The organism is Reyranella sp., assembly GCF_004297405.1.
Taxonomy (GTDB): domain Bacteria; phylum Pseudomonadota; class Alphaproteobacteria; order Reyranellales; family Reyranellaceae; genus Reyranella.
Genome location: NZ_SCVC01000031.1, coordinates 75,042 through 99,618 on the forward strand (window position 1 = coordinate 75,042; position 24,577 = coordinate 99,618).

General features: G+C 64.6%; 17 protein-coding genes and 1 riboswitch. Of the genes, 12 read left to right on the forward strand and 5 right to left on the reverse strand.

Annotated elements, in window-relative coordinates; all coding sequences use genetic code 11:
* Nucleotides 1-62: 62 nt before the first annotated feature.
* On the reverse strand, nucleotides 63-1,034 hold the full coding sequence (locus tag EPO50_RS19730) for a tripartite tricarboxylate transporter substrate binding protein (RefSeq protein ID WP_296346722.1): 972 nt from the start codon (nucleotides 1,032-1,034) through the stop codon (nucleotides 63-65).
* Between the two features lie 111 nt (nucleotides 1,035-1,145).
* Between EPO50_RS19730 and EPO50_RS19735 the strand changes: the two genes are divergently transcribed.
* Both EPO50_RS19735 and EPO50_RS19740 read left to right on the forward strand, forming a co-directional pair.
* A complete protein-coding gene (locus EPO50_RS19735) occupies nucleotides 1,146-2,072 on the forward strand; it encodes a glycine/sarcosine/betaine reductase selenoprotein B family protein (RefSeq protein ID WP_296346723.1) in 927 nt (308 codons plus the stop codon).
* 13 nt (nucleotides 2,073-2,085) lie between these two features.
* A complete protein-coding gene (locus tag EPO50_RS19740) occupies nucleotides 2,086-3,279 on the forward strand; it encodes a CaiB/BaiF CoA-transferase family protein (protein ID WP_296346724.1) in 1,194 nt (397 codons plus the stop codon).
* A gap of 1 nt (nucleotide 3,280) precedes the next feature.
* Here EPO50_RS19740 and EPO50_RS19745 read toward each other — a convergent pair whose 3' ends face one another.
* Nucleotides 3,281-4,561, reverse strand: coding sequence for an OprD family outer membrane porin (locus EPO50_RS19745; protein ID WP_296346725.1), 1,281 nt, complete (start codon nucleotides 4,559-4,561; stop codon nucleotides 3,281-3,283).
* A gap of 87 nt (nucleotides 4,562-4,648) precedes the next feature.
* Nucleotides 4,649-4,773, forward strand: a riboswitch (TPP riboswitch).
* A 49-nt stretch (nucleotides 4,774-4,822) separates the two neighbouring features.
* Between EPO50_RS19745 and thiC the strand changes: the two genes are divergently transcribed.
* From thiC to EPO50_RS19775, 6 genes are all read left to right on the forward strand, one after another.
* Nucleotides 4,823-6,643, forward strand: coding sequence for a phosphomethylpyrimidine synthase ThiC (thiC, locus tag EPO50_RS19750; RefSeq protein WP_296346726.1), 1,821 nt, complete (start codon nucleotides 4,823-4,825; stop codon nucleotides 6,641-6,643).
* A gap of 128 nt (nucleotides 6,644-6,771) precedes the next feature.
* Complete coding sequence (locus EPO50_RS19755) at nucleotides 6,772-8,073, forward strand: MdtA/MuxA family multidrug efflux RND transporter periplasmic adaptor subunit (protein ID WP_296346727.1); 1,302 nt, start codon at nucleotides 6,772-6,774, stop codon at nucleotides 8,071-8,073.
* A 12-nt stretch (nucleotides 8,074-8,085) separates the two neighbouring features.
* A complete protein-coding gene (locus EPO50_RS19760; RefSeq protein ID WP_296346728.1) occupies nucleotides 8,086-11,253 on the forward strand; it encodes an MdtB/MuxB family multidrug efflux RND transporter permease subunit in 3,168 nt (1,055 codons plus the stop codon).
* Entirely contained in the window at nucleotides 11,250-14,549 is a 3,300-nt protein-coding gene (locus EPO50_RS19765; protein ID WP_296346729.1) for an efflux RND transporter permease subunit, read from the forward strand. The genes EPO50_RS19760 and EPO50_RS19765 overlap by 4 nt, the downstream gene beginning before the upstream one ends.
* The gene (locus EPO50_RS19770) at nucleotides 14,546-16,078 is read left to right on the forward strand and encodes an efflux transporter outer membrane subunit (protein WP_296346730.1); all 1,533 of its coding nucleotides are present in this window, start codon (nucleotides 14,546-14,548) and stop codon (nucleotides 16,076-16,078) included. Before EPO50_RS19765 ends, EPO50_RS19770 begins: the two co-directional genes overlap by 4 nt.
* A 156-nt stretch (nucleotides 16,079-16,234) precedes the next feature.
* Nucleotides 16,235-17,545 carry an O-acetylhomoserine aminocarboxypropyltransferase/cysteine synthase family protein gene (locus EPO50_RS19775; protein ID WP_296346731.1) on the forward strand — a complete coding sequence of 437 codons (1,311 nt, stop codon included), beginning with the start codon at nucleotides 16,235-16,237 and terminating at the stop codon, nucleotides 17,543-17,545.
* Nucleotides 17,546-17,552: 7 nt separating this feature from the next.
* On the opposite strand, the gene EPO50_RS19780 is transcribed toward EPO50_RS19775, so the two are convergent.
* On the reverse strand, nucleotides 17,553-18,410 hold the full coding sequence (locus EPO50_RS19780) for a class I SAM-dependent methyltransferase (protein ID WP_296346732.1): 858 nt from the start codon (nucleotides 18,408-18,410) through the stop codon (nucleotides 17,553-17,555).
* A 107-nt stretch (nucleotides 18,411-18,517) separates the two neighbouring features.
* Nucleotides 18,518-19,126, reverse strand: a complete 609-nt coding sequence (locus EPO50_RS19785; RefSeq protein WP_296346733.1) for a nitroreductase — start codon at nucleotides 19,124-19,126, stop codon at nucleotides 18,518-18,520.
* Nucleotides 19,127-19,206: 80 nt separating this feature from the next.
* Between EPO50_RS19785 and dinB the strand changes: the two genes are divergently transcribed.
* Nucleotides 19,207-20,286, forward strand: a complete 1,080-nt coding sequence (gene dinB, locus EPO50_RS19790; protein WP_296346734.1) for a DNA polymerase IV — start codon at nucleotides 19,207-19,209, stop codon at nucleotides 20,284-20,286.
* On the opposite strand, the gene EPO50_RS19795 is transcribed toward dinB, so the two are convergent.
* The gene (locus tag EPO50_RS19795; protein ID WP_296346735.1) at nucleotides 20,283-21,443 is read right to left on the reverse strand and encodes an FAD-dependent oxidoreductase; all 1,161 of its coding nucleotides are present in this window, start codon (nucleotides 21,441-21,443) and stop codon (nucleotides 20,283-20,285) included. The genes dinB and EPO50_RS19795 overlap by 4 nt on opposite strands.
* Before the next feature lie 77 nt (nucleotides 21,444-21,520).
* On the opposite strand from EPO50_RS19795, the gene EPO50_RS19800 reads away from it, so the two are divergent.
* The 3 genes from EPO50_RS19800 to EPO50_RS19810 all read left to right on the forward strand — a co-directional run bounded on the left by EPO50_RS19800 (nucleotide 21,521) and on the right by EPO50_RS19810 (nucleotide 24,572).
* Nucleotides 21,521-22,417: a LysR family transcriptional regulator gene (locus EPO50_RS19800; protein ID WP_296346736.1), complete on the forward strand. Its 897-nt coding sequence runs from the start codon at nucleotides 21,521-21,523 to the stop codon at nucleotides 22,415-22,417.
* 146 nt (nucleotides 22,418-22,563) lie between these two features.
* Nucleotides 22,564-23,031 carry a formate dehydrogenase subunit gamma gene (locus EPO50_RS19805; protein ID WP_296346737.1) on the forward strand — a complete coding sequence of 156 codons (468 nt, stop codon included), beginning with the start codon at nucleotides 22,564-22,566 and terminating at the stop codon, nucleotides 23,029-23,031.
* The gene (locus EPO50_RS19810) at nucleotides 23,028-24,572 is read left to right on the forward strand and encodes an NADH-quinone oxidoreductase subunit NuoF (protein WP_296346738.1); all 1,545 of its coding nucleotides are present in this window, start codon (nucleotides 23,028-23,030) and stop codon (nucleotides 24,570-24,572) included. Before EPO50_RS19805 ends, EPO50_RS19810 begins: the two co-directional genes overlap by 4 nt.
* Nucleotides 24,573-24,577: the final 5 nt, after the last annotated feature.

The window sequence follows — 24,577 nt, forward strand, 5'->3', positions numbered from 1 at the left end:
TTTCACTTCATATATAGCGTGCCCGAGTTGGGCGGCACTATGGCCGGCGGGTTACATCGCTGTCAGCCATCGCCCTTGATGCCCGCGTCCTTCACCAGCTTGCCGTAGCGGGCATAATCTGCCCTCCACATGGTCAAAATGTCTGCCGGTGAACGCGGCGTAGGCACTTCGCAGCCGGCCCGGGTCAGACGGCCCTGGGTGTCGCTGCTCTGCAAGGCCTTCATCGCCGACGCGTGCAGGCGATCGACGATGGCGGCCGGCGTGCCGGTCCGCACCGAGATCACGTACCAGCTCATCACCTGGGCGTCGGCGAAGCCTGCCTCGGCGAAGGTCGGGACATCGGGCAGGGTGGGCAGACGCTTGTCGGCCAGGACGGCGAGCGCGCGAAGCTTGCCCGACATGACATGCTGAAGGGCGAGCGGGCCGGGCAGCAGGCCGACCTGGAGACGTCCTTCGAGCAGATCGGTCATTCCCGGCGGGATGCCGCGATAGGGCACCGAGATCATGTCGAACTTGTACTGGTTCTTCAGCAGCTCGGCCGAGAGATGGATCGACGAGCCGTTACCAGGGTTGAGGTAGTTCAGCTTTCCCGGATTGGCTTTGCCGTACTCGACCAGATCTTTCAGTGTTCTGATCGGCAGCTCTGGATTGACGACCGCCACCGACGTGGCGATCGCGACCAGGGCGACGGGCTGGAAGTCCGTGAGCGCATCGTAGGGCACGGGCTGCAGGTGCGGCACGACGACATGGGAGAGCGTCGCCATCAGCCAGGTGTACCCATCGGCCGGCGCCTGCGGGATCATGGCCGTCGCGAGTGTGGAGTTGCCGCCCGGCTTTGGTTCGACGACGACCGGCTGGCCGAGATCGGCCTGCATGGGATCGGCCAGCGATCGGCTCACGATGTCGACGATGCCACCGACGGGATAGGGCACCAGGAACCGGCTGGGCTTGCTCGGCCAAGCCTGTGCGCCAACGGGCGCTGCGGCCAATGCCATGGCAGCAGTCAGCGCCGTACGTCGTGTCAGTTCCTTCATGGGGACTCCCTGATCTTTGCGTTGATTGCGTCGGAAACTACGGCGCACCTGCTAGCTTGTCATCCGCTACGCGAATTTGACTTCATACCGCTGCAGCGCCAATTTTAAGGCATGTCTGACACGATGGATTTCGCGCCGACTTTCGACGTGCCGCTCGAGTATATGAGGCGGACGCGTGAGTATTACCTCGCGCTGGGTTACGACAACCCTTACCGCTGGGCACACTATGTCGATGCCCCTTTTCAGCCGCTGAAGAAGCCGCTGAAGGACAGCACCCTGGCGCTGATCACGACGGCTGCTCCCTATCAACCCGACAAGGGTGATCAGGGGCCTGGCGCTCTCTACAACGCCGGCGCCAAGTTCTACAGCGTCTACTCTGGCGATACATCGGCCGACCACGACACGCGCATCTCCCATATCGGCTACGACCGCAAGCATACGACAGCGACCGACAGCAACACTTGGTTTCCGCTGCCGTTGATGCGCGAGTTTGCAAATCAGGGACGCTTCAAGCTGGCATCGCGCTTTCATGGCGCGCCGACAAATCGCAGCCAGCGCGTGACTCTCGAAACCGATGCGCCGGAGATTCTGGCGCGCTGCCGGCAGGACGCGGTCGATGCCGCACTGCTTGTCCCTACTTGACCCGTCTGCCACCAGACCGTGAGTCTGGTCGCTCGATATCTCGAAAGGAACGGCATCCCCACGATCGTAATGGGGGCGGCGAAGGACATCGTCGAATACGCCGGTGTGCCGCGCTTCCTGTTCAGCGACTTTCCGCTCGGCAATTCCTGCGGCAAGCCGCACGAGCCGGATACACAGCGTTTCACGCTCGATCTTTCGTTGAAGGTGCTGGAATCCGCCATCGGTCCCAGGACCACGGTGCAGTCGCCGCTGCGCTGGACCGATGATGGCGACTGGAAGAACGACTACAACAATATTGAGCGCATGAGCCCCGAAGAAGTCGCCAAGCGTCGGGCGGAGTTCGACAAGGTCAAGCAGGTTGCGCTCGGTCAGCGTCAGAAGGCCGGCGTCGCCTGAGGATCTCTTTGTCATGAGTAAGCCGTTCGCGGGCATCAAGGTTCTCGACTTCACGCGCGTGCTGGCGGGGCCCTACAGCTCCTACCAGCTCGCCTTGCTTGGCGCCGACGTGATCAAGGTCGAATCGCTCGAAGGCGACGACATGCGCTTCGGCAGCCGTGCCAACGATTGGGAAAAGCGCGGGCTGGCCGCTCCCTGGGTGGCGGTGAACGCCGGCAAGCGTTCGATCACACTCGATCTCAAGAAGCCCAAGGCCATCGAGATCATCAAGCGGCTCGCCGCCACGTCCGACGTGGTGGTTGAGAATTTCCGCCCCGGCGTGATGGACAAGCTCGGCATCGGCTACGAGACGCTGAAGGCGATCAATCCGAAGCTGATCTATTGTGCCGTGTCGGGCTTCGGTCAGATCGGACCCGACGCCAAGACGGCAGCCTTCGACGGCATGATTCAGGCCATGTCGGGCCTGATGTCGATCACCGGCTTCGAGAACAACGGTCCGACGCGTGTGGGCTTTGCCGGCGCCGATGTCATGTCGGGCGCCACCGCGGCGCTGGGTATCGCCTCGGCGCTTTTCCAGCGCACCCACACCGGCAAGGGCCAGCTCGTCGACGTCGCGATGATCGACGCGGTGATGGGCTATCTCGCCCAGCAGTTCACCGAGCATCTGATGACCGGCCGCGTCCATGGCCAGGCCGCCAATCTCTCGGTGACGCGCAAGCCCACGGGCAATCTCTTCAAGACCAAGGACGGCTGGATCGTGCTCGCGGTCATGACCGATCCGCAGTTCCAGCGGCTGATGAAGGTGCTGGGGCGTGAGGATGCGCTGGCCGATCCGCGTTTCGTCGACTGGCCGACGCGCATCCAGAACAACACGGCGCTGCACGAGATCGTCGAAGCGGCGATGAAGACCGAGACCTCGGCAACCTGGGGCGAGCGCTTCGCCAAGAACGACATCCCAGCCGGCCGTGTGCTCAGCATTCCGGAAACCGCACAGCTCGATCTTTTCAAGCATCGCACCGTGCTGCAGACGGTCGAGACCGAACATGGTCCGATCAAGGTCGTGGGCTCGGGCTTCCGCCTCGAACATGGCGGCGGCTCCGTCGAGCGGCCACCGGCCACGCTCGGCCAGCACACCGACGAAGTGTTGAAGGAAGCCGGCTATTCGTCGGCGGAGATCGCCGAGATTCGCAGCAGCAAGGTCGCCTGAGCTACCGCCGGAAGCCTTTGAAGTTGACCTCGTAGTTCAGGATCAACCGGTATTCGTTGATCTGCGCGTAGGTGCCATTGGACCACTGGTCGACATGGGCCATGCGTCCGCGCAACTGCAGAGGCTTCAACCACTCCGGCGCGGATTTCGCCGCCACCTGATACATCAGGTCGAAATCGTATTCGTTGTTCTGTGAGAGCGGCAGGCCCGTCGTCGCGTCGAGCGCGCCGCTGCCAAAGGTGCCCGAGGCCAGGAAGGTGAGGCCGGGAATGCCGATGCCGGCGAAGTCGTAGGTGATGCCCACCTGGAACGCGCGTTCGTTGGCGCGATCGAAGTCCAGGGTGATCTGCTTGGTATAGCCGATCCACTGACCGTAGGGCGTACGATAGGCCGCGGCACTGCCGGTCTGGGTATAGGCACCCCACAACGAGAACTCTTTCCAGAGGAGATCGGTGCGCACGCCGGCCGACCAGGTGCTGAAGGGCTGTCCGGTCAGCAGGTTGAGCCCGTTGCTTCCCTGCACCATCAGGTTGCTGGCGAAGCGGAACTTGAGATCGTCGGTGATGTCGAATGTCTTGACGATATCGCCATAGCTCGAGGTCAGGATATCCGGCACATAGTAGACAGAGGCGCGCAGTCTGAGATCGTCGACCTTGCCGTACTTGAGGCTGAAGAGGCCCATGCCGGCATTGTGGTTCGGCGCGCCGGCGCGCTCGGACATGTTGATGAAGGTCCAGTAGTCCTTCGGCTTGATCGCCGCGACATAGCCCGCGAAGTAATCGACCGGCCCCAGCTTGCCGCGCAGCGCATAGGCTTCGAAAGTGATGGGGATCATGCGGTCGTCGTTGGGGTTCACCTCGAGTTCGTCGATGATCTGGCGATAGGCGGTGAAGGTCTGGCCCTTGGCGCGAACCGAGGCATAGCCCTGGCCGAGAATGAAGAAGCCGTACTGCCCCGTCTTCAGGAGCTGGGTGCCGCTGGTGCTGGGCGGCGCCCAGAGTGGCTGCGTCGTGTAGCCGACAGCGCCGATCTGAAGCGTGTCGTAGAGCCAGCCTGACTCGTAGCCGATCCAGCCGCCGCCTGCCCAGGCCACGTAGTTCGGCGGCGTGACGTTGGTGCGGTCCATGTAGAAGCTGCGCAGATGGACGGTCGCCGTAGCGTCATCATGAATGAAGCTCTTCAGCGCTTCGCCCAGCGACTGCGCCATTGCCGGCATTGTCACGATGAATGACGACAGCGCCGTCAGGATCCAGAGCCGAAGGCTCAGTCGTCGTGCATGCATTCCGCGAGCGATACCATCCGAACATGACCGATTTGCTGGACTGGCGTTTATCTTTGCTTCCTCTCAACGACCTCGCGCCTTATTCTTCCGCTGTCCAAGGGGGGTCCCGTCAAGGGGCTGAGATACCGATGACCGTCTTATGGCGGTGGCGTGGTGACCCTTTGAACCTGATCCGGGTCATGCCGGCGAAGGGACTGGATATGCCTCCTTTGCACGACTGCGCCGGATCTCCGTCTGCCTACCAGCCACGGGAGATCCATCATGGACACCATCGTCACCACCAACGCCACCCCGCAGGTTACTACGGGGCCACTGCCATCTTCTCGCAAAGTCTATTCGATACCTGACACTGCGGCTGACCTCCGCGTACCCTTGCGTGAGATCGCGCTCTCGACCGACGACGAGCCGCCGGTGCGCGTCTACGACACGACAGGTCCCTATACCGATTCCGATGTCACGATCGACGTCCGCAAAGGCCTGTCGCGACCGCGCCGTGCGTGGATTCTCGAACGTGGCGGCGTCGAGGAATACGAAGGTCGTGCTATCCAATCGATCGACAACGGCAACGTGAAGGGCACGGCACTCAGGCCGTTTCCCAACACCCCGCGACCGTTGCGCGGTCTCGATGGCAGGCCGATCACGCAGTTCGAATGGGCGCGTGCCGGTATCGTCACCAAGGAGATGATCTATGTGGCCGAGCGGGAGAATATCGGCCGCAAGAAGATCCTGGCCGAAGCGGAAGCGCGGCTGGCCGATGGCGAAAGCTTCGGCGCGGCGTTGCCGGCCTTCATCACGCCGGAGTTCGTGCGGCAGGAAGTGGCGGCCGGCCGCGCCATCATCCCGGCCAACATCAACCATACCGAACTCGAGCCGATGGCCATTGGCCGGAACTTTCTGGTGAAGATCAATGCCAACATCGGCAACTCGGCCGTCTCTTCCTCTATGGAGGAAGAAGTCGAGAAGATGGTGTGGGCGATCCGCTGGGGTGCCGACACGGTCATGGATCTGTCGACGGGCCGCAACATCCACGACACGCGCGAGTGGATCGTGCGCAACGCGCCGGTACCGATCGGCACGGTGCCGATCTACCAGGCGCTGGAAAAGGTCGGTGGCGACCCGACCAAGCTGTCGTGGGAGGTCTTCCGCGACACGCTGATCGAGCAGGCCGAGCAGGGTGTCGACTATTTCACCATCCATGCCGGCGTGCGGCTGGCACATGTGCCGCTGACGGCAAGCCGTGTCACCGGCATCGTGAGCCGTGGCGGTTCGATGATGGCACAATGGTGCCTCACCGAGCATCGCGAGAGTTTCCTCTACGAACACTTCGGCGACATTTGCGACATCATGCGCAAATACGACGTGTCGTTCTCGCTGGGCGACGGACTGCGGCCGGGCTGTAACGCCGATGCCAACGATGCCGCCCAGTTCGCCGAACTCGAGACCCTGGGCGAACTCACCAAGATCGCCTGGGACAAGGGCTGCCAGGTCATGATCGAGGGTCCGGGTCATGTGCCCATGCACAAGATCAAGGCCAACATGGACAAGCAGCTCCGCGAGTGCGGCGAGGCGCCGTTCTACACCCTGGGACCGCTCGTCACCGACATCGCACCGGGCTACGACCACATCACCTCGGGCATTGGCGCGGCCATGATCGGCTGGTTTGGTACGGCGATGCTTTGCTACGTAACGCCCAAGGAGCATCTCGGCCTGCCCGACCGCGACGACGTGAAGGTGGGCGTCATCACCTACAAGATCGCAGCCCATGCTGCTGATCTTGCCAAAGGTCATCCGGCGGCCCGGCTGCGCGACGACGCATTGTCGCGGGCGCGCTTCGATTTCCGCTGGCGGGATCAGTTCAACCTGTCGCTGGACCCGGCCACGGCCGAGAAATTCCATGACGAGACCATGCCCAAGGAGGCGCACAAGACCGCGCATTTCTGCTCGATGTGTGGGCCCAAGTTCTGCTCCATGCGCATCACCCAGGACATCCGCGACTATGCCAAGAAGGGCATGGACGAGATGAGCGCCAAGTTCCGGGACGGGGGCAATTCCCTCTACGTCCCGGAAAAGGCGGCCGACTGATCGTCTACTTAGTGTAGATGGACCGGATGAGGCGGGTTGCCTTGCGCCCGCCTTATCGGTGGGGGAGACTCGTGCGGTTCAGTTCGTAGTATATGTAACTGACCGCTTTTCTAGGGTGTATCTAGGCGATGAAACGGCTGCGGACCCTGCTCGGGATCGGCCTCGGGCTGGCCATTGTTGCTGGCGCGGGCTGGTATATTTCGCAGTCTGGCTCGGCGCCGCCCGCCCGCCAGGGGGCTGGGCGTTTCGCCATGGGCGCCGCTGTCCCGGTCGGTCTGGCGACAGTCGCCAAGGGCGATATTCCCATTACAATCAGGGCTTTAGGCACGGTTACGCCGCTGAACACGGTCAACGTGAAGACCCAGATCACCGGCCAGCTCATGGACGTCTATTTCAAGGAAGGCCAGATGGTGAAGCAGGGTGACCTGCTCGCTCTGGTCGACCCACGGCCCTACGACGTCGCCCTGCAGCAGGCGATTGGCCAGCAGCAGAAGGACGAGGCGCTGCTTAAGAACGCCCAGGCCGACCTCGAACGCTACAAGAAGCTGGTCGCTCAGGATTCGATCGCTCGTCAGCAGTATGACACTCAGATTGCCCTGGTGCGGCAGTACGAGGCGGCGCTGGTCATCGACCAGGCGCTGGTCGATGCGGCCAAACTCAATGTCACCTATACGCGCATCGTGGCGCCGCTCACCGGCAAGATCGGCCTGCGTCTGGTCGACAAGGGCAACTATGTGACGATGGGCGATGCGACCAGCATCTGCGTTATCATCCAGGTCCAGCCGATCTCGGTGATCTTCACGATCCCCGAAGATACTTTGCCGCCGGTGCGCAAGCGGCTGGCGGCCGGCGCCCATCTCGACGTGCGCGTGTTCGACCGGTCGCAGAAGAACGAGCTGGCGCTCGGCCGGCTCGATACGACCGACAACGTGATCGACACGACCACCGGCACGGTGCGCCTGCGCGCGGTGTTCGAGAACGCCGACGAGAGCCTGTTTCCCAATCAGTTCGTCAATGTCCGCCTGCTGGTCGACACGGTGAAGGATGCGACGGTGGTGCCGATCGCCGCCATCCAGCGCGGCCAGCCCGGCACGTTCGTCTATCTGGTGAAGCCTGACGATACGGTGACGATCCGCGTCGTCGAGCTCGGAGTGTCGGACGGGGACAAGATTTCCATCGCGAAGGGCCTGGAGGTTGGCGATCAGGTCGTGGTCGATGGCGTCGACCGCCTGCGCGACGGCGCCAAGATACGCCGCCCAGGGGCGATGCCACCGCGCGCCGCGTCCGGTCCGCCGGTCGCCACGGCGCCACCGGGCGTGAAGGGTCCGGAACAGCAAGGCCAGGGACAACAGGATCAGGGGCGGCGCCAGAAGGCCAACGGTGGCACCGGTGGTGCTGCTGCTGCCCAGCCTTCCGCACCCAGCCAGTAATCCGGCCGCGACATGAATCCGTCGCGGATTTTCATCGAACGGCCGGTTGCCACCTCGCTGTTGATGGTGGCGATCATGCTGGTGGGCATCATTGCCTACCGTTTCCTGCCGCTCTCCGCCCTGCCTCAGGTCGATTATCCGACCATCCGCGTGCTGACGCTCTATCCCGGTGCCAGCCCGGAAGTGATGACGACGTCGATCACGGCACCGCTCGAGCGCCAGTTCGGGCAGATGCCGGGTCTCAACCAGATGACGTCGACCAGTTCGGCAGGTGCCTCGGCGATCACGTTGCAGTTCGACCTGCAGCTCGGTCTCGATATCGCCGAGCAGCAGGTGCAGGCCGCGATCAACGCCGCAGGCAATCTGCTGCCGGGCGACCTGCCGGCGCCACCGATCTACGCCAAGGTCAATCCAGCGGACGCCCCGGTCCTGACGCTCGCCGTTACTTCGCGTTCGGAGCCACTCACCAAGGTCCATGATCTGGTCGACACGCGGCTGGCGCAGAAGATCTCGCAGCTTCCGGGCGTCGGCCTGGTGACCCTCGAAGGCGGGCAGAAGCCCGGCGTGCGCATCCGCGCCAATCCAACGGCGCTCGCCGCTTACGGCATCAACATCGACGATCTGCGCACCACGATCTCGAATTCCAACGTGAACACGCCCAAGGGCAACTTCGACGGGCCGGCGCGCGCGCTCACCATCAACGCCAACGACCAGATCACCGACCCCGACACCTTCCGCGACATCGTCGTGGCCTATCGCAACGGTGCGCCAGTGCGCATCCGCGACGTGGCGACGGTCGAGGAGGGGCAGGAGAACAACCGCATCGCGGCGTGGGCCAATAGCGTCCAGGCCGTGATCGTGAACGTCCAGCGCCAGCCCGGCGCCAACGTCATCGACGTCGTCGACCGCATCAAGGAGTTGCTGCCGCAGCTCCGCGAAACCCTGCCGAATTCACTCGATGTCGCCGTGCTGACCGACCGCACGGTGACGATCCGCGCCTCGGTGCGCGACGTGCAGATCGAGCTCACCTTCGCGGTGATCCTGGTCGTGGCGGTGATCTTCGCCTTCCTGGGCGATGCGCGGGCCACGCTGATCCCGAGCCTTTCGGTGCCGCTGTCGCTGGTCGGCACCCTGGCGATCATGTATCTCGCAGGCTTCAGCCTGAACAACCTGTCGATCATGGCGCTGACCATCGCCACCGGCTTCGTGGTCGACGACGCGATCGTGATGATCGAGAACATTGCCCGCTATATCGAGCGCGGCGAGGATCCCAAGGCGGCGGCGCTGCGCGGTTCTAGGCAGATCGCCTTCACGGTGGTGTCACTCACCGTCTCGCTGATCGCCGTGCTGATCCCGCTCCTGTTCATGAGTGACGTGGTCGGCCGGCTGTTCAGCGAATTCGCCGTCACCCTCTCCGTCACCATCCTGATCTCTGCCGTCGTGTCGCTGACTTTGGTGCCGATGCTGTGCGCGCAATTCCTGCGCCAGCGGCCGCATGCAGCGGCGGAACCTGCCATCGCGACCGAGACACGCGCCCATGCGGGCGGCGAGGAACAGGCGATGGGCGCGCGCTGGTTCGCGCGTCTGATCGACTTCTACGATCGTTGCCTGGTCGTGGTGTTTCGTCATCAGACGCTGACCTTGGTGGTCGCGGTCGGCACGGTGGCGTTGACAGTGTTTCTTTATATCATCGTGCCGAAGGGCTTTTTCCCCGTGCAGGACACCGGCCTGATCCAGGCCGTCACCGAAGCGCCGCAGAGTGTTTCCTTCGACGCCATGAGCAAGCGCCAGCAGGCGCTGGCCGAGGTCATCCTCAAGGATCCCGATGTCGAGAGCCTAGCGTCCTTCGTCGGCGTCGACGGGACCAACCCGACGCTGAACTCGGGCCGCATGCTGATCAACCTGAAGCCGCGCGGTGAGCGTTCGCTGTCGGCGACCCAGATCATCCGCCGTTTGCAGCGCGAAGCCTCGTCGGTCATGGGCATCTCGCTCTACATGCAGCCGGTGCAGGACCTCACCATCGATTCGACGGTCAGCCGCACGCAGTATCAGTTCGTCCTCGAGAGCGCCAAGGTCGATGAGTTCGACACCTGGGTGCCGCGTCTGATGGAACGGCTCGGGCGCCTGCCGCAGATCATCGATGTGACGAGCGACCTGCAGAACAAGGGCCTGTCGATGTTCATCCGGATCGACAGGGATGCGGCGGCACGCTTCGGCATCACCGCCGCCACGATCAACAATGTGCTCTACGACATCTTCGGCCAGCGCATCGTCTCGACCGTCTACACGCAGTCCAACCAGTATCGCGTCATCTATGAAGTCGATCCTGCCTTGGGACGGTCGCTCGAGGCGTTGAACAACCTCTATCTGCCGGGCTCACAGGCCGGCAAGCAGGTGCCGCTGTCGGCCATCGCCACGTTCGAGGAACGGGCGGCGCCGCTGCGGCTCGACCGCTTCGGCCAGTTTCCGGCCACCACCATCTCCTTCAACCTGACGCCGGGCTACGCGCTGGGCGATGCGGTCGATGCCATCGTGGCGGCGCAGCGTGAGATCGAGATGCCGCGTTCCATCACGACGCATTTCCAGGGCGCGGCGCTCGCCTTCCAGAAGTCGCTCGACAGCCAGCTCCTGCTGATCCTGGCGGCCATCGTCACCGTCTATATCGTGCTGGGCGTGCTCTACGAGAGCTACATCCACCCGATCACGATCCTCTCGACCCTGCCGTCGGCGGGCATCGGCGCGCTGTGGGCGCTGATGCTGGCGGGAAGCGAACTCAGCGTGGTCGCCATCATCGGTATCGTGCTGCTGATCGGTATCGTGAAGAAGAACGCGATCATGATGATCGACTTCGCCCTCGATGCTGAACGCAACGAGGGCAAGACGCCGCGCGAGGCGATCCATCAGGCCTGCCTGCTGCGCTTCCGCCCGATCCTCATGACCACCGTCGCCGCTCTGGTCGGGGCACTGCCGCTGATGCTGGGCACCGGCACCGGTTCGGAGCTGCGCCAGCCGCTCGGCCTCACCATCGTGGGCGGCCTGATCGTGAGCCAGGTGCTCACGCTCTTCACGACGCCGGTGATCTATCTCGCTTTCGACCGGCTGGGTCGCCGCCTGCGCGGCCTGCCACCCGATGCGCCACTTCACCCGATCCGTGGTGAGGTGGGCGAGGGCGCGCCGTGAACCTGTCGGCGCCCTTCATCGCGCGGCCGGTCGCCACGACCCTGCTGACGATCGGCCTGGCGCTGGCGGGATTGGTGGCTTTCTTCAAGCTGCCGGTGTCGCCGCTGCCCAAGGTCGATTTCCCGACCATCCTGGTCACCGCCAATCTGCCCGGCGCCTCGCCGGAGACGGTCGCGACCAGCGTGACCACGCCGCTGGAGCGGCGGCTGGGCGCCATTGCCGGCATTACCGAGATCACTTCGTCGAGCACGGTCGGCAATTCGCGCATCATCCTGCAGTTCGACCTGTCGCGCAGCATCGACGGTGCAGCGCGCGATGTGCAGGCCGCGATCAATGCAGCGCGCGCCGACATGCCGACCGATCTGCGCAACAACCCGCAGTACCGCAAGATCAACCCCGCCGACGCGCCGGTCATGGTGATCGCGCTGACGTCGAACACGCTGGGCCAGGGCCGCCTGTACGACGCCGCTTCCAACATCCTGCAGCAGAAGATCAGCCAGGTGGGTGGGGTCGGGCAGGTCCAGCTCGGCGGCAGTTCCCTGCCGGCGGTGCGGGTCGAGATCAACCCCACGGCCCTCAATAAATACGCCATTGGCCTGGAGAGTGTGCGTGCTGCCCTCGCGGCGGCCAACGCCAATTCACCCAAGGGCGCGATCGAGCATGGTGACCGCCGCTACCAGATCTATTCGAACGATCAGGCGACCGTTGCGGACCAATACCGCTCCCTGATCATCGCCTGGCGCAACGGCGCGCCGGTCCGGCTGTCGGACGTGGCCGAGGTGATCGATTCGACCGAAGACATCCGCAACGAAGGCCAGGCCAACGGCAAGCGTTCGGTGCTGGTGATCATCTACAAACAGCCCAACGCCAACATCATCCAGACGGTTGACGCGATCAAGGAACTGCTGCCTGAGCTCCAGGCGGCGATGCCCAACGATGTGGACGTCGAGGTGGTGGCCGACCGTACGACCACGATTCGCGCCGCGCTCAAGGAAGTGGGCTCGGCCCTGGTGATCGGCGTCGTCCTGGTGGTGCTGGTCACCTTCGCCTTCCTGCGCTCGGCGCGGGCCGGTTTCGTCGCGGCGGTCACCGTGCCGGTGTCGCTGATCGCCACCTTCGGCGGCATGTACCTCCTGGGCTACAGCCTCAACAACCTGTCGCTGATGGCGATGACCATCGCCGCGGGCTTCGTGGTCGACGACGCGATCATCGTGCTGGAGAACGTCTCACGGCACATAGAAGAAGGCATGTCGAGGGTCGAGGCCGCACTCAAGGGCGCCCGCGAGGTTGGCTTCACCGTCGTGTCGATGAGCCTGTCCCTGATCGCCGTCTTCATCCCGATCCTGCTGATGGGCGGTATCGTCGGCCGCCTGTTCCGCGAATTCGCGGTCACCCTGTCGGTGGCCATCATCATCTCCATGGTCGTGTCGCTCACGGCGACGCCGATGATGTGCGCCTATGTGCTGCGTCAGCCGAGCCAGCGGCCGCCAGGCCTGTTCTTCCGGGTGAGCGAGCGGGCATTCGCGCTGCTGCAGACCCTCTACGGCCGCAGTCTCGGCCTGGTGCTACGCCACCCACTGATCACCATCTTGGTCTTCCTGGGGACTGTACTGCTTAACATTCACCTCTACGTCTCCATCCCCAAGGGTTTCTTTCCGCAGCAGGATACCGGCCGCATCGTCGGCGGCATCCGCGCCGACCAGAGCATCTCCTTCCAGGCCATGCGCCGGAAGTTCCGCCAGTTCATCGAGATCGTGCGCGCCGATCCGGCGATCGAGAGCGTCGCGGGCTTCACCGGCGGCTTCCAGACCAACTCCGGCTTTATGTTCGCGACGCTGAAGCCGCTCAGTGAGCGCGACGTTTCGGCCGAGCAGGTCATTGCGCGGCTGCGGCCAAAGCTCGCCCAGGTGCCGGGCGCGATGCTCTTCCTGCAGTCGGTGCAGGATATCCGGGTCGGCGGCCGGCAGAGCAATGCGCTGTACCAGTTCACCTTGCAGGCCGATTCGCTGCCCGAGCTCTATACCTGGGGACCGAAGCTGACCGAGGCGCTGCAGAAGGACACGTCCGTCATCACCGACGTCGATTCCGATCAGCAGCAACGCGGCCTACAGATTAACCTCACCATCGATCGCGACGCGGCGAGTCGGCTCGGCGTGTCGACGCGCAGCATTTCGGCCACGCTCTACGACGCCTTCGGCCAACGTCAGGTTTCGACGATCTACAATGCGCTCAACCAGTATCACGTCGTCATGGAAGTGGCGCCGCAATGGTGGGAGAGCCCGGAATCGCTGAAGGACATCTATGTCAGCACCTCGGGCGGGGCGCTGAGTGGCACGCAGACGAGCAGCGGCATTGGCGGCGCCATTGCACCGGCCGCCAACGGCGCCAAAGCTGCTACGACCGATCCTGCCCAGGCGTTGCGCAATGCCCGGACCAACCAGATCGCCATCGGTGGCCGCAGCGGCGCTTCGACCGGCGCCGCCGTCAGCACGACGGCCGAGACGTTGATTCCGCTGACGCAGTTGACCCGATACGAATACGGCACCACGCCGTTGGCCGTGAACCACCAGAGCATGTTCGTGGCCAGCACCGTTTCCTTCAACCTGGCGCCGGGCAAGACCCTGAGCGACGCGGTCACCTATGTGAACGACACGATGCGCGAGATCGGCATGCCGACGACCCTGCATGGCTCGTTCCAGGGCACGGCGCGCGCCTTCCAGCAATCGCTGAACAACCAGCTCCTGCTCGTCCTGGCGGCGCTGGCCGCGGTCTACATCGTGCTCGGCATCCTCTACGAGAGTTACATCCACCCGATCACCATCCTGTCGACCCTGCCATCGGCCGGTGTCGGCGCGTTGCTCGCCCTGCAGTTCTCGGGCGTGGAGTTCAGCATCATCGCCATGATCGGCGTCTTGCTGCTGATCGGTATCGTGAAGAAGAATGCCATCATGATGATCGACGTGGCGCTGGAGCGCGAACGTCGCGAAGGGCTCGAGCCGGCGGTGGCCATCCATGAGGCGGCCCTGCTGCGCTTTCGTCCCATCCTGATGACGACCATGGCCGCGATCCTCGGCGCGCTTCCGCTGGCGCTGGGGTACGGCGACGGCGCGGAGTTGCGCCGGCCGCTCGGCATCTCGATTATCGGCGGCCTTATCGTGAGCCAGATCCTGACCCTCTATACCACGCCCGTTATTTACCTTTATCTCGACCGTTTCCGTCGTCGCGATCGCGACCAGCCTAGCCGTGTCGCTCGCGCGCTGGGCTCCTCCGGTGGCCCAACGGGAGCTCCGGCATGAGGCGCATCGCGGCGCTTCTCCCGGTCGTTTTTGTTTCGGGTTGTCTTGTCGGGCCGGACTATGTGCGTCCGCCGCCTGCGACCTTGCCGACGCCGGCCTACAAGGAAGCCGAACCGGTGACGGGCGCAGCCGCCGTTTTCCAGCCCGCCCAGCCGCGCGACGGCGTCGAACGGGGCCCGTGGTGGCAGAGCTACGGCGATCCGACCCTGGATAACCTGGCGGCACAGATCGATGTGTCGAACCAGAATCTGAAAGTGTTCGAGGCCGGCTACCGACGGGCACGGGCGTTGGTCCGACAAGACCAATCGGCGCTCTTTCCGACGATCAGCGGCACCGGTGCCACGCAACAGGTCGGCACTGGCGGGTTGCGCGGGACGACCGGCTCGACGACGACCATCACGCGCGGCGACACCTCGCAGGGTCAGTTCACGACCGGCGCGACGTTTTCCTGGGAGATCGACGTCTGGGGCAACCTTCGGCGCCAGATCGAAAGCGATTCGGCCGCGGCGCAAGCGAGCGACGCCGATCTCGCCAATGCCCGGCTGTCGGCGCAGACCGACCTCGCGACGAACTATTTCGGGCTGCGCATCTCCGATGATCGGAAGCGACTCTTCGAGGAGACTGTGGCCGCCTACGCTCGGTCGATGCAGATCGTGCAGAACCAGGTCGATGCCGGCATCGTCTCGCGAGTCGACCTGGCGCAGGCGCAAGCGCAGTACGAACAGACGCGCGCCCAGCTCATAAGCGAAGCCATCAACCGTGCCTTGTTCGAGCATGCAATCGCGCTGCTGGTTGGCAAGGCACCATCCGAGATCGGCATCGAGCCGGCGCGCACGCAGCTCACCGTGCCGACGGTCGAAGCCGGCGTGCCGTCGACTTTGCTCGAACGGCGGCCCGACATTGCCGGTGCAGAGCGCCGCATGGCCTCGGCCAATGCGCAGATCGGCGTCGCGATCGGCGCTTTCTACCCGCAGATCTCGCTGGGTGCCTCGATCAGCTTCCTGGCCGGTGGTCTGGGTTCGCTGCTGCAGATTGGCAATGCCGTCTGGTCGGTAGGGCCGCAGCTTGCCGGAACTTTGCTCGACGGCGGCGCTCTCTCCGCGCAGGTCGAAGGTGCACGGGCCAACTACGATGCCACGGTAGCGACCTATCGCCTGACCATCCTGACGGCGTTCCAGCAAGTCGAGGATGCGCTCGCCCAGCAGCGCATCCTGGTGCAGCAGGAGAGGGTTCAGCGCGCCGCCGTCGCTGCCGCGCGCGAAGCCGAGCGCCTGTCGCTCAACCAATATCGCGTCGGCACCGTACCCTATACGACCGTGGTGCAGACACAGGCCACGGCGCTGGCAGCGGAGCAGACGCTGCTCACTATTCGCCTCAATCGCCTTGTCGCCAGCGCGAACCTGGTGAAGGCGCTGGGCGGCGGGTGGCAGCAGGCGGACCTGCCGGCGGTGACGCCGATTGGTGGCTTGAAGCAGGTAAGCCCGGCGCCGCCGGCCTTGCCGACGCCAGCCGTTTCGGCGACGCGCTAGGACTCGACAACCGCCAGGGAGAAGGATTTTCTTCTCCCGTCGCGGTCTGCAGGCCGGACCTGCCGATCGCGCGTACTGCTTTGGCAGTCATTGCCTTTGACCACGACACGGGCGGCAACGACGTTTGCCGTTCATCGCAAACAGCGAGGCCAGACAATGACCAACTCCCGCCATCCCGAGACTCTGTCGCTGCACGCCGGCTGGCGCGCCGACCCCGTGACCGGTTCGGTCGCGGTGCCGATCCACCAGACCACGTCGTATCAGTTCCGCGACACCGAGCATGCCTCGAACCTGTTTGCGCTGAAGGAACTCGGCAACATCTACACGCGCATCGGCAATCCGACGGTCGACGTGCTCGAACAGCGCATCGCCGCGCTCGAAGGCGGAGCCGCGGCGCTGGCGGTGGGCTCGGGTCAGGCGGCGTCGGCCTTTGCGCTGCAGAACCTGGCGCGGGCCGGCGACAATGTCGTGAGCTCGACCGATCTCTACGGCGGCACGTGGAATCTCTTTGCCCATACCCTCAAGGATCAGGGCATCGAGGTGCGCTTCGTCGATCCGGCCGATCCACAGGCCTTCGCCCGCGCCACTGACGACCGCACACGCGCCTACTACGCCGAGACGCTGCCCAATCCCAAGCTCACGGTCTTTCCGATCAAGGAAGTAGCCGATATCGGTCGCCCGCTCGGCATTCCGCTGATCGTCGACAATACGGCGGCGCCGATCCTCACGCGTCCGCTCGATCACGGCGCGGCAGTCGTCGTCTACTCGGGCACCAAGTATCTCGGCGGTCACGGTAATTCGATTGCAGGCCTGATCGTCGATGGAGGCAACTTCGACTGGGCTGCCCATCCCAAGCGCCAACCGGCACTCAACACACCTGATCCCAGCTATCACGGCGCTGTCTGGGTCGAGGCGGTGAAGCCGATCGGACCGGTCGCCTATATCATCAAGGCGCGCACGACCTTGTTGCGCGATCTCGGCGCGCCGCTGGCGCCTTTCAACGCCTTCCTGATCCTGCAGGGCATCGAGACGGTCGCCCTGCGGATGGAACGCCATGTCAAGAACGCACAGGCCGTGGCCGATTTCCTGGTCAAACGTCCGGAGGTCGCGAAGGTCATTCATCCCTCGCAGCAGAAGGGTGAGGCGCGGCGTCGGGCGGATACCTATCTGAAAGGCGGCTATGGCGGCCTGGTCGGCTTCGAGCTGGCGGCGGGCCGCGAGGCGGGCCGGCGCTTCATCGATTCGCTGAAGCTGCTCTATCACGTCGCCAATATCGGCGATGCGCGCAGCCTGGCCATCCATCCCGCCTCGACCACGCACTCGCAGCTCTCCGCCGAGGAGCAGCTCGCGACCGGCGTTTCGGACGGCTATGTGCGGTTGTCGGTCGGCATCGAGCATATCGACGACATCCTCGCCGATCTCTCGCAGGCTCTCGATGCGGCGGGCAAGCTGAAGCAGGCGGCGTAGTGCCTGTCTAAATCGTCGCGACCAGCAGCTCCTCTGCGCTCGACGGACGAAGGCCATCGGTCCTGCCGACAAAGTAACGCTCGGCAAGACTGGAGGCCGATACATGCTCGACCTGCCGGAAGCCGGCATCACGGGCCAGGGCCAGCATCTCCGTCGGGCTGAAGAAGCTGATGAAGGGCGTCCCTGCAGCCTGCGCGGCTTTCTCCGTCGCCAGGCGCCGGGCGCGCTCTTCTGAGTCGACGAATTCCAACGGCAGCATGAACGACATGACGAGTGTGGAGCCGCGGGCGAGCGCGGCGGCCCGGCGCAGCGTCGTCATGATCGCCTCCTTGCTGAGATACATGGTGACGCCGGCCGAGGCCATGATGGCCGGCCGGTCCGAATCGAAGCCCGCAGCCGCGAGCTTCTCCCACCAGGACCAGCCCGTCTCGAAATCGACCGGCACGAGCCGCAGATACTCGGGGATGCCGAAGCCGGTTTCGATCAGGCGCTGCTGTTTCCAGGCCTGTGCGCCGGGTTGGTCGACCTCGAATGTTCGTAAGCCGGAGGCGATTTCCGGTCTGCGTTGGACGAAGGTGTCGAGACCGGCGCCCAGGATGACGTACTGGCCAATGCCACGTCCGATCTGTTCGACGACGAAATCCTCGATGAAGCGCGCGCGAGCAACGATGGAGGCGCGTGCGCGACGCGTGGTCTGCGCATCCATGTCCGGGCGCTGGCGCCAGCCATCTTCCGGCGTGGCGAGCAGCAAGCCAACTTCGTCTTCGAGTACATGCGGGGGTGGGTCGACCTGGACGTGCAAGGCTCGCCACAAGGCGACCCTGAGGGCTGTCCCGTCTGGAGCTGCGGTTCGCTCGGCCGGCATGACGCACTCCCCCATCCGTTTCGATCAGGGTGTGGAATCAATACCGCGTTGCGATCAGCTTGGAAAAGCCCGCCTCTTCGGCCGTGCCGGTTGAATGCTGCGATGGCTTAGCTGGGGTCGACCCACTCCACGACGTGGTCGGTGCGGTCGGGGCGCGTCAAGGATGGCAAAGACGTTGCCGGTGTACCGACGGTAAGGAAGCCGACCAGATGCGAGGGAGCTTCGAAACCCAGCAGGGCGTTCACGGACGGATCGTAGACGTTCGCGCCGGTCACCCACATGCCGCCAAAACCCAGCAGGTGGATCGCGTTCAGCATGTTCATCGCGGCCGCGCCGGCGGAGAGCACCTGCTCGATCTCGGGAATGTTGCCGCCCTTCACGATCGCGCCGACGGCGATCAGCATCGGGATGCGCCGCACCCAAGCGCGATAGCGTTCGCCGAGGGCTGCACCGTTCGCGGGATCGCGTTTGGCGGCGGCTTCGGCCAGGCGTTCACCGAAGGCGAGACGGGCGTCGCCGCGAATGACGACGAAGCGCCAGGGCCGCAGCTTGCCGTGGTCGGGCGCACGCAGGCCGGCGTCGAGGATCAGGTCGAGGTCGGCACCATCGGGAGCCGGCTCCTGCAGCGGCCCCACCGAGCGGCGGGCCAGCAGTTGGTCGAGGGTGAGCCGTTGCACATCGCGGCTCTCGGGGAAGGCGGGAGCGGTATCGGGCATGGTTAGACTGTATCTGTATTGCGAACGATTGTCATTTGCATATCGGCGATACCCAGGGCTCATACCTCTATAATCAGGTCATGGCGGAAACCCCGATCCGCAAGATCATCCATGTCGACATGGACGCTTTCTATGCGTCCGTGGAGCAGCGTGACGACCCGGCGTTGCGCGGCCAGCCGGTCGCGGTCGGCGGCCGCCAGCGTGGCGTCGTCATGGCCGCGAGCTACGAGGCGCGAAAGTTCGGTGTGCGTTCGGCCATGCCCTCGGTCACGGCCAAGCGGATGTGTCCCGAGCTGGTCTTCGTGAAGCCGCGCTTCGACGTCTACAAGGAAGTGTCGCGCCAGATCCGCGAGATCTTCCTCGACTACACGCCGCTGGTGGAGCCGTTGTCGCTCGACGAGGCCTATCTCGACGTAACGACGAACCTCAAGGGCATGCCGCTCGCGTCGGAGATCGCCCGCGAGATCCGCGCCCGCATCCTCGAGCGCACCGGCCTCACCGCGTCAGCCGGTATCTCTTACAACAAGTTCCTGGCCAAGCTCGCGTCGGACCATCGCAAGCCCAACGGCCAGACGACGATCCCGCCCGAGAAAGGTCCGGCCTTCGTCGAGGGCCTGCCGGTGGCGAGATTCCATGGTGTGGGACCGAAGACGGCGGAGAAGATGAACCGGCTCGGCATCCATACCGGCGCCGATCTCAAGGCGCAGACGCTCGAATTCCTCGAACAGTATTTTGGACGCTCCGGCACCTACTACTACGCCATCGCGCGCGGGCATGACGAACGCCGGGTCGTGCCTAACCGGCCGCGCAAGTCGGTCGGCTCGGAGACGACGTTCATGGAGGATCTTGACCGGCCGCAGGCGGTGGAAGAGGGCGTGGCCTCGGTGCTGGACGATGTCTGGTCCTACTGCGAACGCACCGGCATCGTCGGCCGCACGGTGACGGTGAAGGTCAAGTATGCCGACTTCCAGATCGTGACGCGCAGCCGCACGCTGTCTGAACCGGTCGGCACGCGCGACATGCTGGAGCGCACGAGCCGCGAACTGGTGCGCACGATCTTTCCGTTGGAGAAGAAGGTGCGCCTGCTTGGCGTCTCGCTCTCCAACCTGCACGAGCGCGAGGAGCCCAAAGTGCCCCCACAGATGACCCTCGCGCTCTAGCGATAGAGCGGGGCAATCGTAGCCATGGCCGTTGCAGCCTCGCTTCGATCGGGCGCTTCGTCGGCGTTGCCATAGCCATACATGTCGTTCCGGCCGGTCTCCTGGACGACGATGCCCTCGGGGTGTGGGAGCATGAGGACGTGTCGATAGAAGAGGCCGTAGCGAACTTCCGGCTGCGGCATGAGCCAGGCGATCTGGCCACGCACGGGCACCACCGACTCGTCCTTCCACAAGGCACGGGCGCCGTAACCCGTGCAGTTGACGACCACTGGTTCCCTGAGCCGCGCAAGATCGGCCGGCGTGTCGAACGTCATATCGACGATTTGGCCGCCTTCACGCAGGAAGTCGTCGGTCAGCCGTTGTCCTAATGCGGCGATATTGAACTGCATGGATGTTCCCACCCGCGCATGGGCCACGGGGAAAGGGTTCTCGTTGGTCGGCAGGTAGCGGTAGGGAGACGTGAGGCCGGCCAGGCGCTGGCCGTAACTCGCGAAATGAACTTCCTCGGCCGATATGTTCGGTCCGGCGGGCGTCGGCTGTACCGCGTCGTCGAACAGCACATAGCGATCGCTCATGGCGACCGGTTCGCCCGGCAGGCCGATATAGCTCTGGTAGGTGGCATAGGAGGTACGCGCCATTTCCTCCCATTGGGCGGGAAAGGTCGGCGTCACGCTGTCAGTGGCGGCGATGCGTGAGTCCGGCGACCAGGTGCCCGTGGCGCGCGCCGACCGGGTCTGCGGCAGGCGCTCCTTGGCGTAGATCGTCACGCGGGCGCCGGCGCGGCGCAGCAGGAGGGCCGAGGTAAGGCCAAGGGCACCGCAGCCGATCACCGCGACCTCGCGTGTGCCACCTTCCAGTGCCATGCCGGTGGCGATGGTGCTCGACCCCCAGGCAAGCGACCAACCGCTGCCGCCGTGGCCGTAATTGTGAACCACGCGTTTGTCGCCGACCGTTTCGACTTCGAGTCGTGGACCGGCCGCACGGAAAGGACGCAGGCACACGGTGATGCGGGCGACGCGGCTCATCTGCAGGCGCAGTGGCGGCAGAGGCGGCGCGCCCGATCTGGTGCCGATCGCGCATCCTGCGAGGCCGAGTGCGCCCAGGCTGCCGAGGCCCATGATGACAGTCCGCCGACTGCTTCTCGCCGCCTCGGTCATGCACGCCTCGCTGGGGATCCTATGGAAGGTGATTCTAGCGGCTACGCCGCCGCCGCACCACGCGATATGCTGACACGATGATCGACAAGCTCGAGTTCCTGCTGGCGCTGGCGCGGGAGCAGAATTTCAGCAAGGCTGCGGAGCAATGTGGCGTCACGCAGCCGACATTCTCGGCGGCGATCAAGCAGCTCGAGGATACGTTGGGTGTCATGCTGGTGCAGCGCACGTCGCGCTTCATCGGCTTCACGACCGAGGGCGAGCATGTCCTCGACTGGGCACGCGGCATCGTCGCCGATGCGCGCGCCATGCGACAGGATCTGCAGACCCTGAAGAAGGGCCTGAGCGGCCGGCTGAGAATCGCCGCGATCCCGACCGCATTGCCGATGGTCTCGGCGCTCACCACACCCTTCCGCGCCAGGCATCCCAACGTCAAGTTCACCATCCTGTCGCGCACGTCCATCGAGATCCTGTCGATGGTCGAAAATCTCGAAGTCGATGCCGGCCTCACTTACATCGACAACGAGCCGCTGGGACGCATGCGCACCGTGCCGCTCTATCTCGAGCAGTACCGGCTTCTTACATCGGAGAGCAGCCCGCTCGGCGATCGCGATCAGGTGACCTGGGCAGAGGTCGCCGACATCCCTCTCTGCCTGCTGACACCGGACATGCAGAACCGCCGTATCATCGACCGCCTGCTTGGCACGTCGAACGGCCGTGCCGAGCCCACCCTCGAATCCAATTCGATGATCGTGCTGTTCTCGCATGTGCGCACCGGCCGCTGGGCGACGGTGATGCCGGAGAAATTGGCTGATACTTTGGGCCTCACCGACCATTTACGCGCCATCCCCATCGTCGAACCGTCGGCCGTACACCAGATCGGCCTGGTCGTGCCGCCGCGGGAACCCATGACGCCGCTCTCGACGGCCCTGGTGGCGGAGGCGACCCAGCTCGCCAAGGTGCTCACGCCGCAATAGCGGTTTGCCTGGTAATGCGATCCCATTGATAGATATGTTCTATCGCAGCACCGGACAGCTTTATTGAGAGTGCAGTAGCGAAGGCGGATCATCCCTTGTGAAAAAGCCGGCACCAAGCCGGTCAAAACAGGGATGGGAGCCGATCGATGCCGACGGCGTGGAACGAAAGCCGGGCCAGTGAAATCATCCGGCGGCACGAGGGCCGGGAAGGGCCGCTGTTGCCAATCCTGCACGATGTGCAGGCCGAGTTCGGCTGCATCCCCGCACCGGCCATTCCCCAGATCGCCACGGCGCTGAACCTGACGCGGGCCGAAGTCCACGGCGTCGTTTCCTTCTATCACGACTTCCGCGAAGCACCGGCCGGGCGGCATGTCCTGAAGCTCTGCCGTGCCGAGGCCTGTCAGTCCATGCAGGGTGAGGCCCTGGCCGATCAGGTGCTGCGCCATTTCGGCGTGGCGTGGGGCGGCACGACACCCGACGGCCATCTCACCGTCGAAGCCACTTATTGCCTCGGCCTCTGCGCCTGCGCGCCGTCGGCGCTACTCGATGGCGAACCGCGTGGCCGGCTCACAACGGCATCGATTGCGGCGCTCGCCGAGGAGATCGGGCGATGAGCGCATTGCGCATCTTCGTTCCCTGCGATGCCGCGGCGCGCGCTGTTGGCGCCGACAGAGTGGCCGCGACCATTCGCGACGAGGCGGCTCGGCACGGTGTCGAGGTCGAGATCGTACGTACCGGCTCACGCGGTCTCTTCTGGCTGGAGCCGATGGTCGAGATCGCGACGCCCACGGGGCGGATTGCGTTTGGTTGCGTTACGCCCAACGACGTGCCGGGCCTGTTCGCGGGCTACAGCCGGTTCGCAGCCAGCCATCCGCTCTGCGTGGGCCGGCCGGAGGAGATCCCCTTCCTCAAGCGCCAGACGCGCATCACCTTTGCTCGTTGTGGCATCGTCGATCCATTGTCGCTCGACGACTATCGCGCACACGATGGCCTGCGTGGTCTGGAGCGGGCGCGGAGCCTGGGCCCAGCCGGCACCGTGGCCGAAGTAACGACGTCCGGCCTGCGCGGCCGTGGTGGTGCGGGCTTCCCGACCGGCATCAAGTGGAAGACCGTCGCTGACGCGCCCGCCGACCGCAAATACATCGTCTGCAACGCCGACGAGGGCGACTCCGGCACCTATGCCGACCGCATGCTCCTGGAAGGCGATCCCTTCGTGCTGATCGAAGGCATGATCATTGCCGGCCTCGCGGTCGGTGCGGGCAAGGGCTACGTCTACATCCGCTCCGAGTATCCCGATGCCATCAGGACCTTCTCGAAGGCAGTTGCCGTCGCTGAAGCCGCTGGCCTCCTGGGCGCGGCGGCGGGCTTCGAGATCGAGGTGAGGGTCGGTGCCGGCGCCTATGTCTGTGGCGAAGAGACGTCGCTGCTGGAAAGCCTCGAAGGCAAGCGCGGCCAGGTACGCGCCAAGCCGCCGCTGCCGGCGCACAAGGGCCTGTTCGGCCAGCCCACCGTCATCAACAACCTGATCTCGCTCGCGACCGTGCCGGCGATCCTGGCCGATGGCGCCGAGGCCTATGCCGCACTGGGCATGGGTCGGTCGCGCGGCACCATGCCGATCCAACTCGCCGGCAACGTGAAGCATGGCGGCCTTTTCGAAGCGGCCTTCGGACTTACCTTGGGCGAGATCGTCGACGAGATCGGCGGCGGTACGGCGAGTGGCCGTCCGGTGCGTGCGGTGCAGGTCGGCGGTCCGTTGGGTGCGTACTTCCCGCGCGCCTTGTTCGACACGGCCTTCGACTACGAAGCGTTTGCCGCGCTCGATGGGCTGATCGGCCATGGCGGCGTCGTGGTGTTCGACGACACTGTCGACATGGCCCGCCAGGCGCGCTTCGCGCTCGAATTCTGTGCCATCGAATCCTGCGGCAAGTGCACGCCCTGCCGCATCGGCTCGACGCGCGGCACGGAGACCATGGACAAGATCATCCGTGGCGAGCGGGTTACCGACAATCTCGCGTTGATCACCGACCTTTGCCAGACGTTGAAGTTCGGCTCGCTCTGCGCGCTGGGCGGCTTCACGCCCTATCCCGTGATGAGCGCCATCAAGCATTTCCCCGAAGATTTCGACCGGCCGCGCCTCGTCGCGGCGGCCGAGTAAGAGGC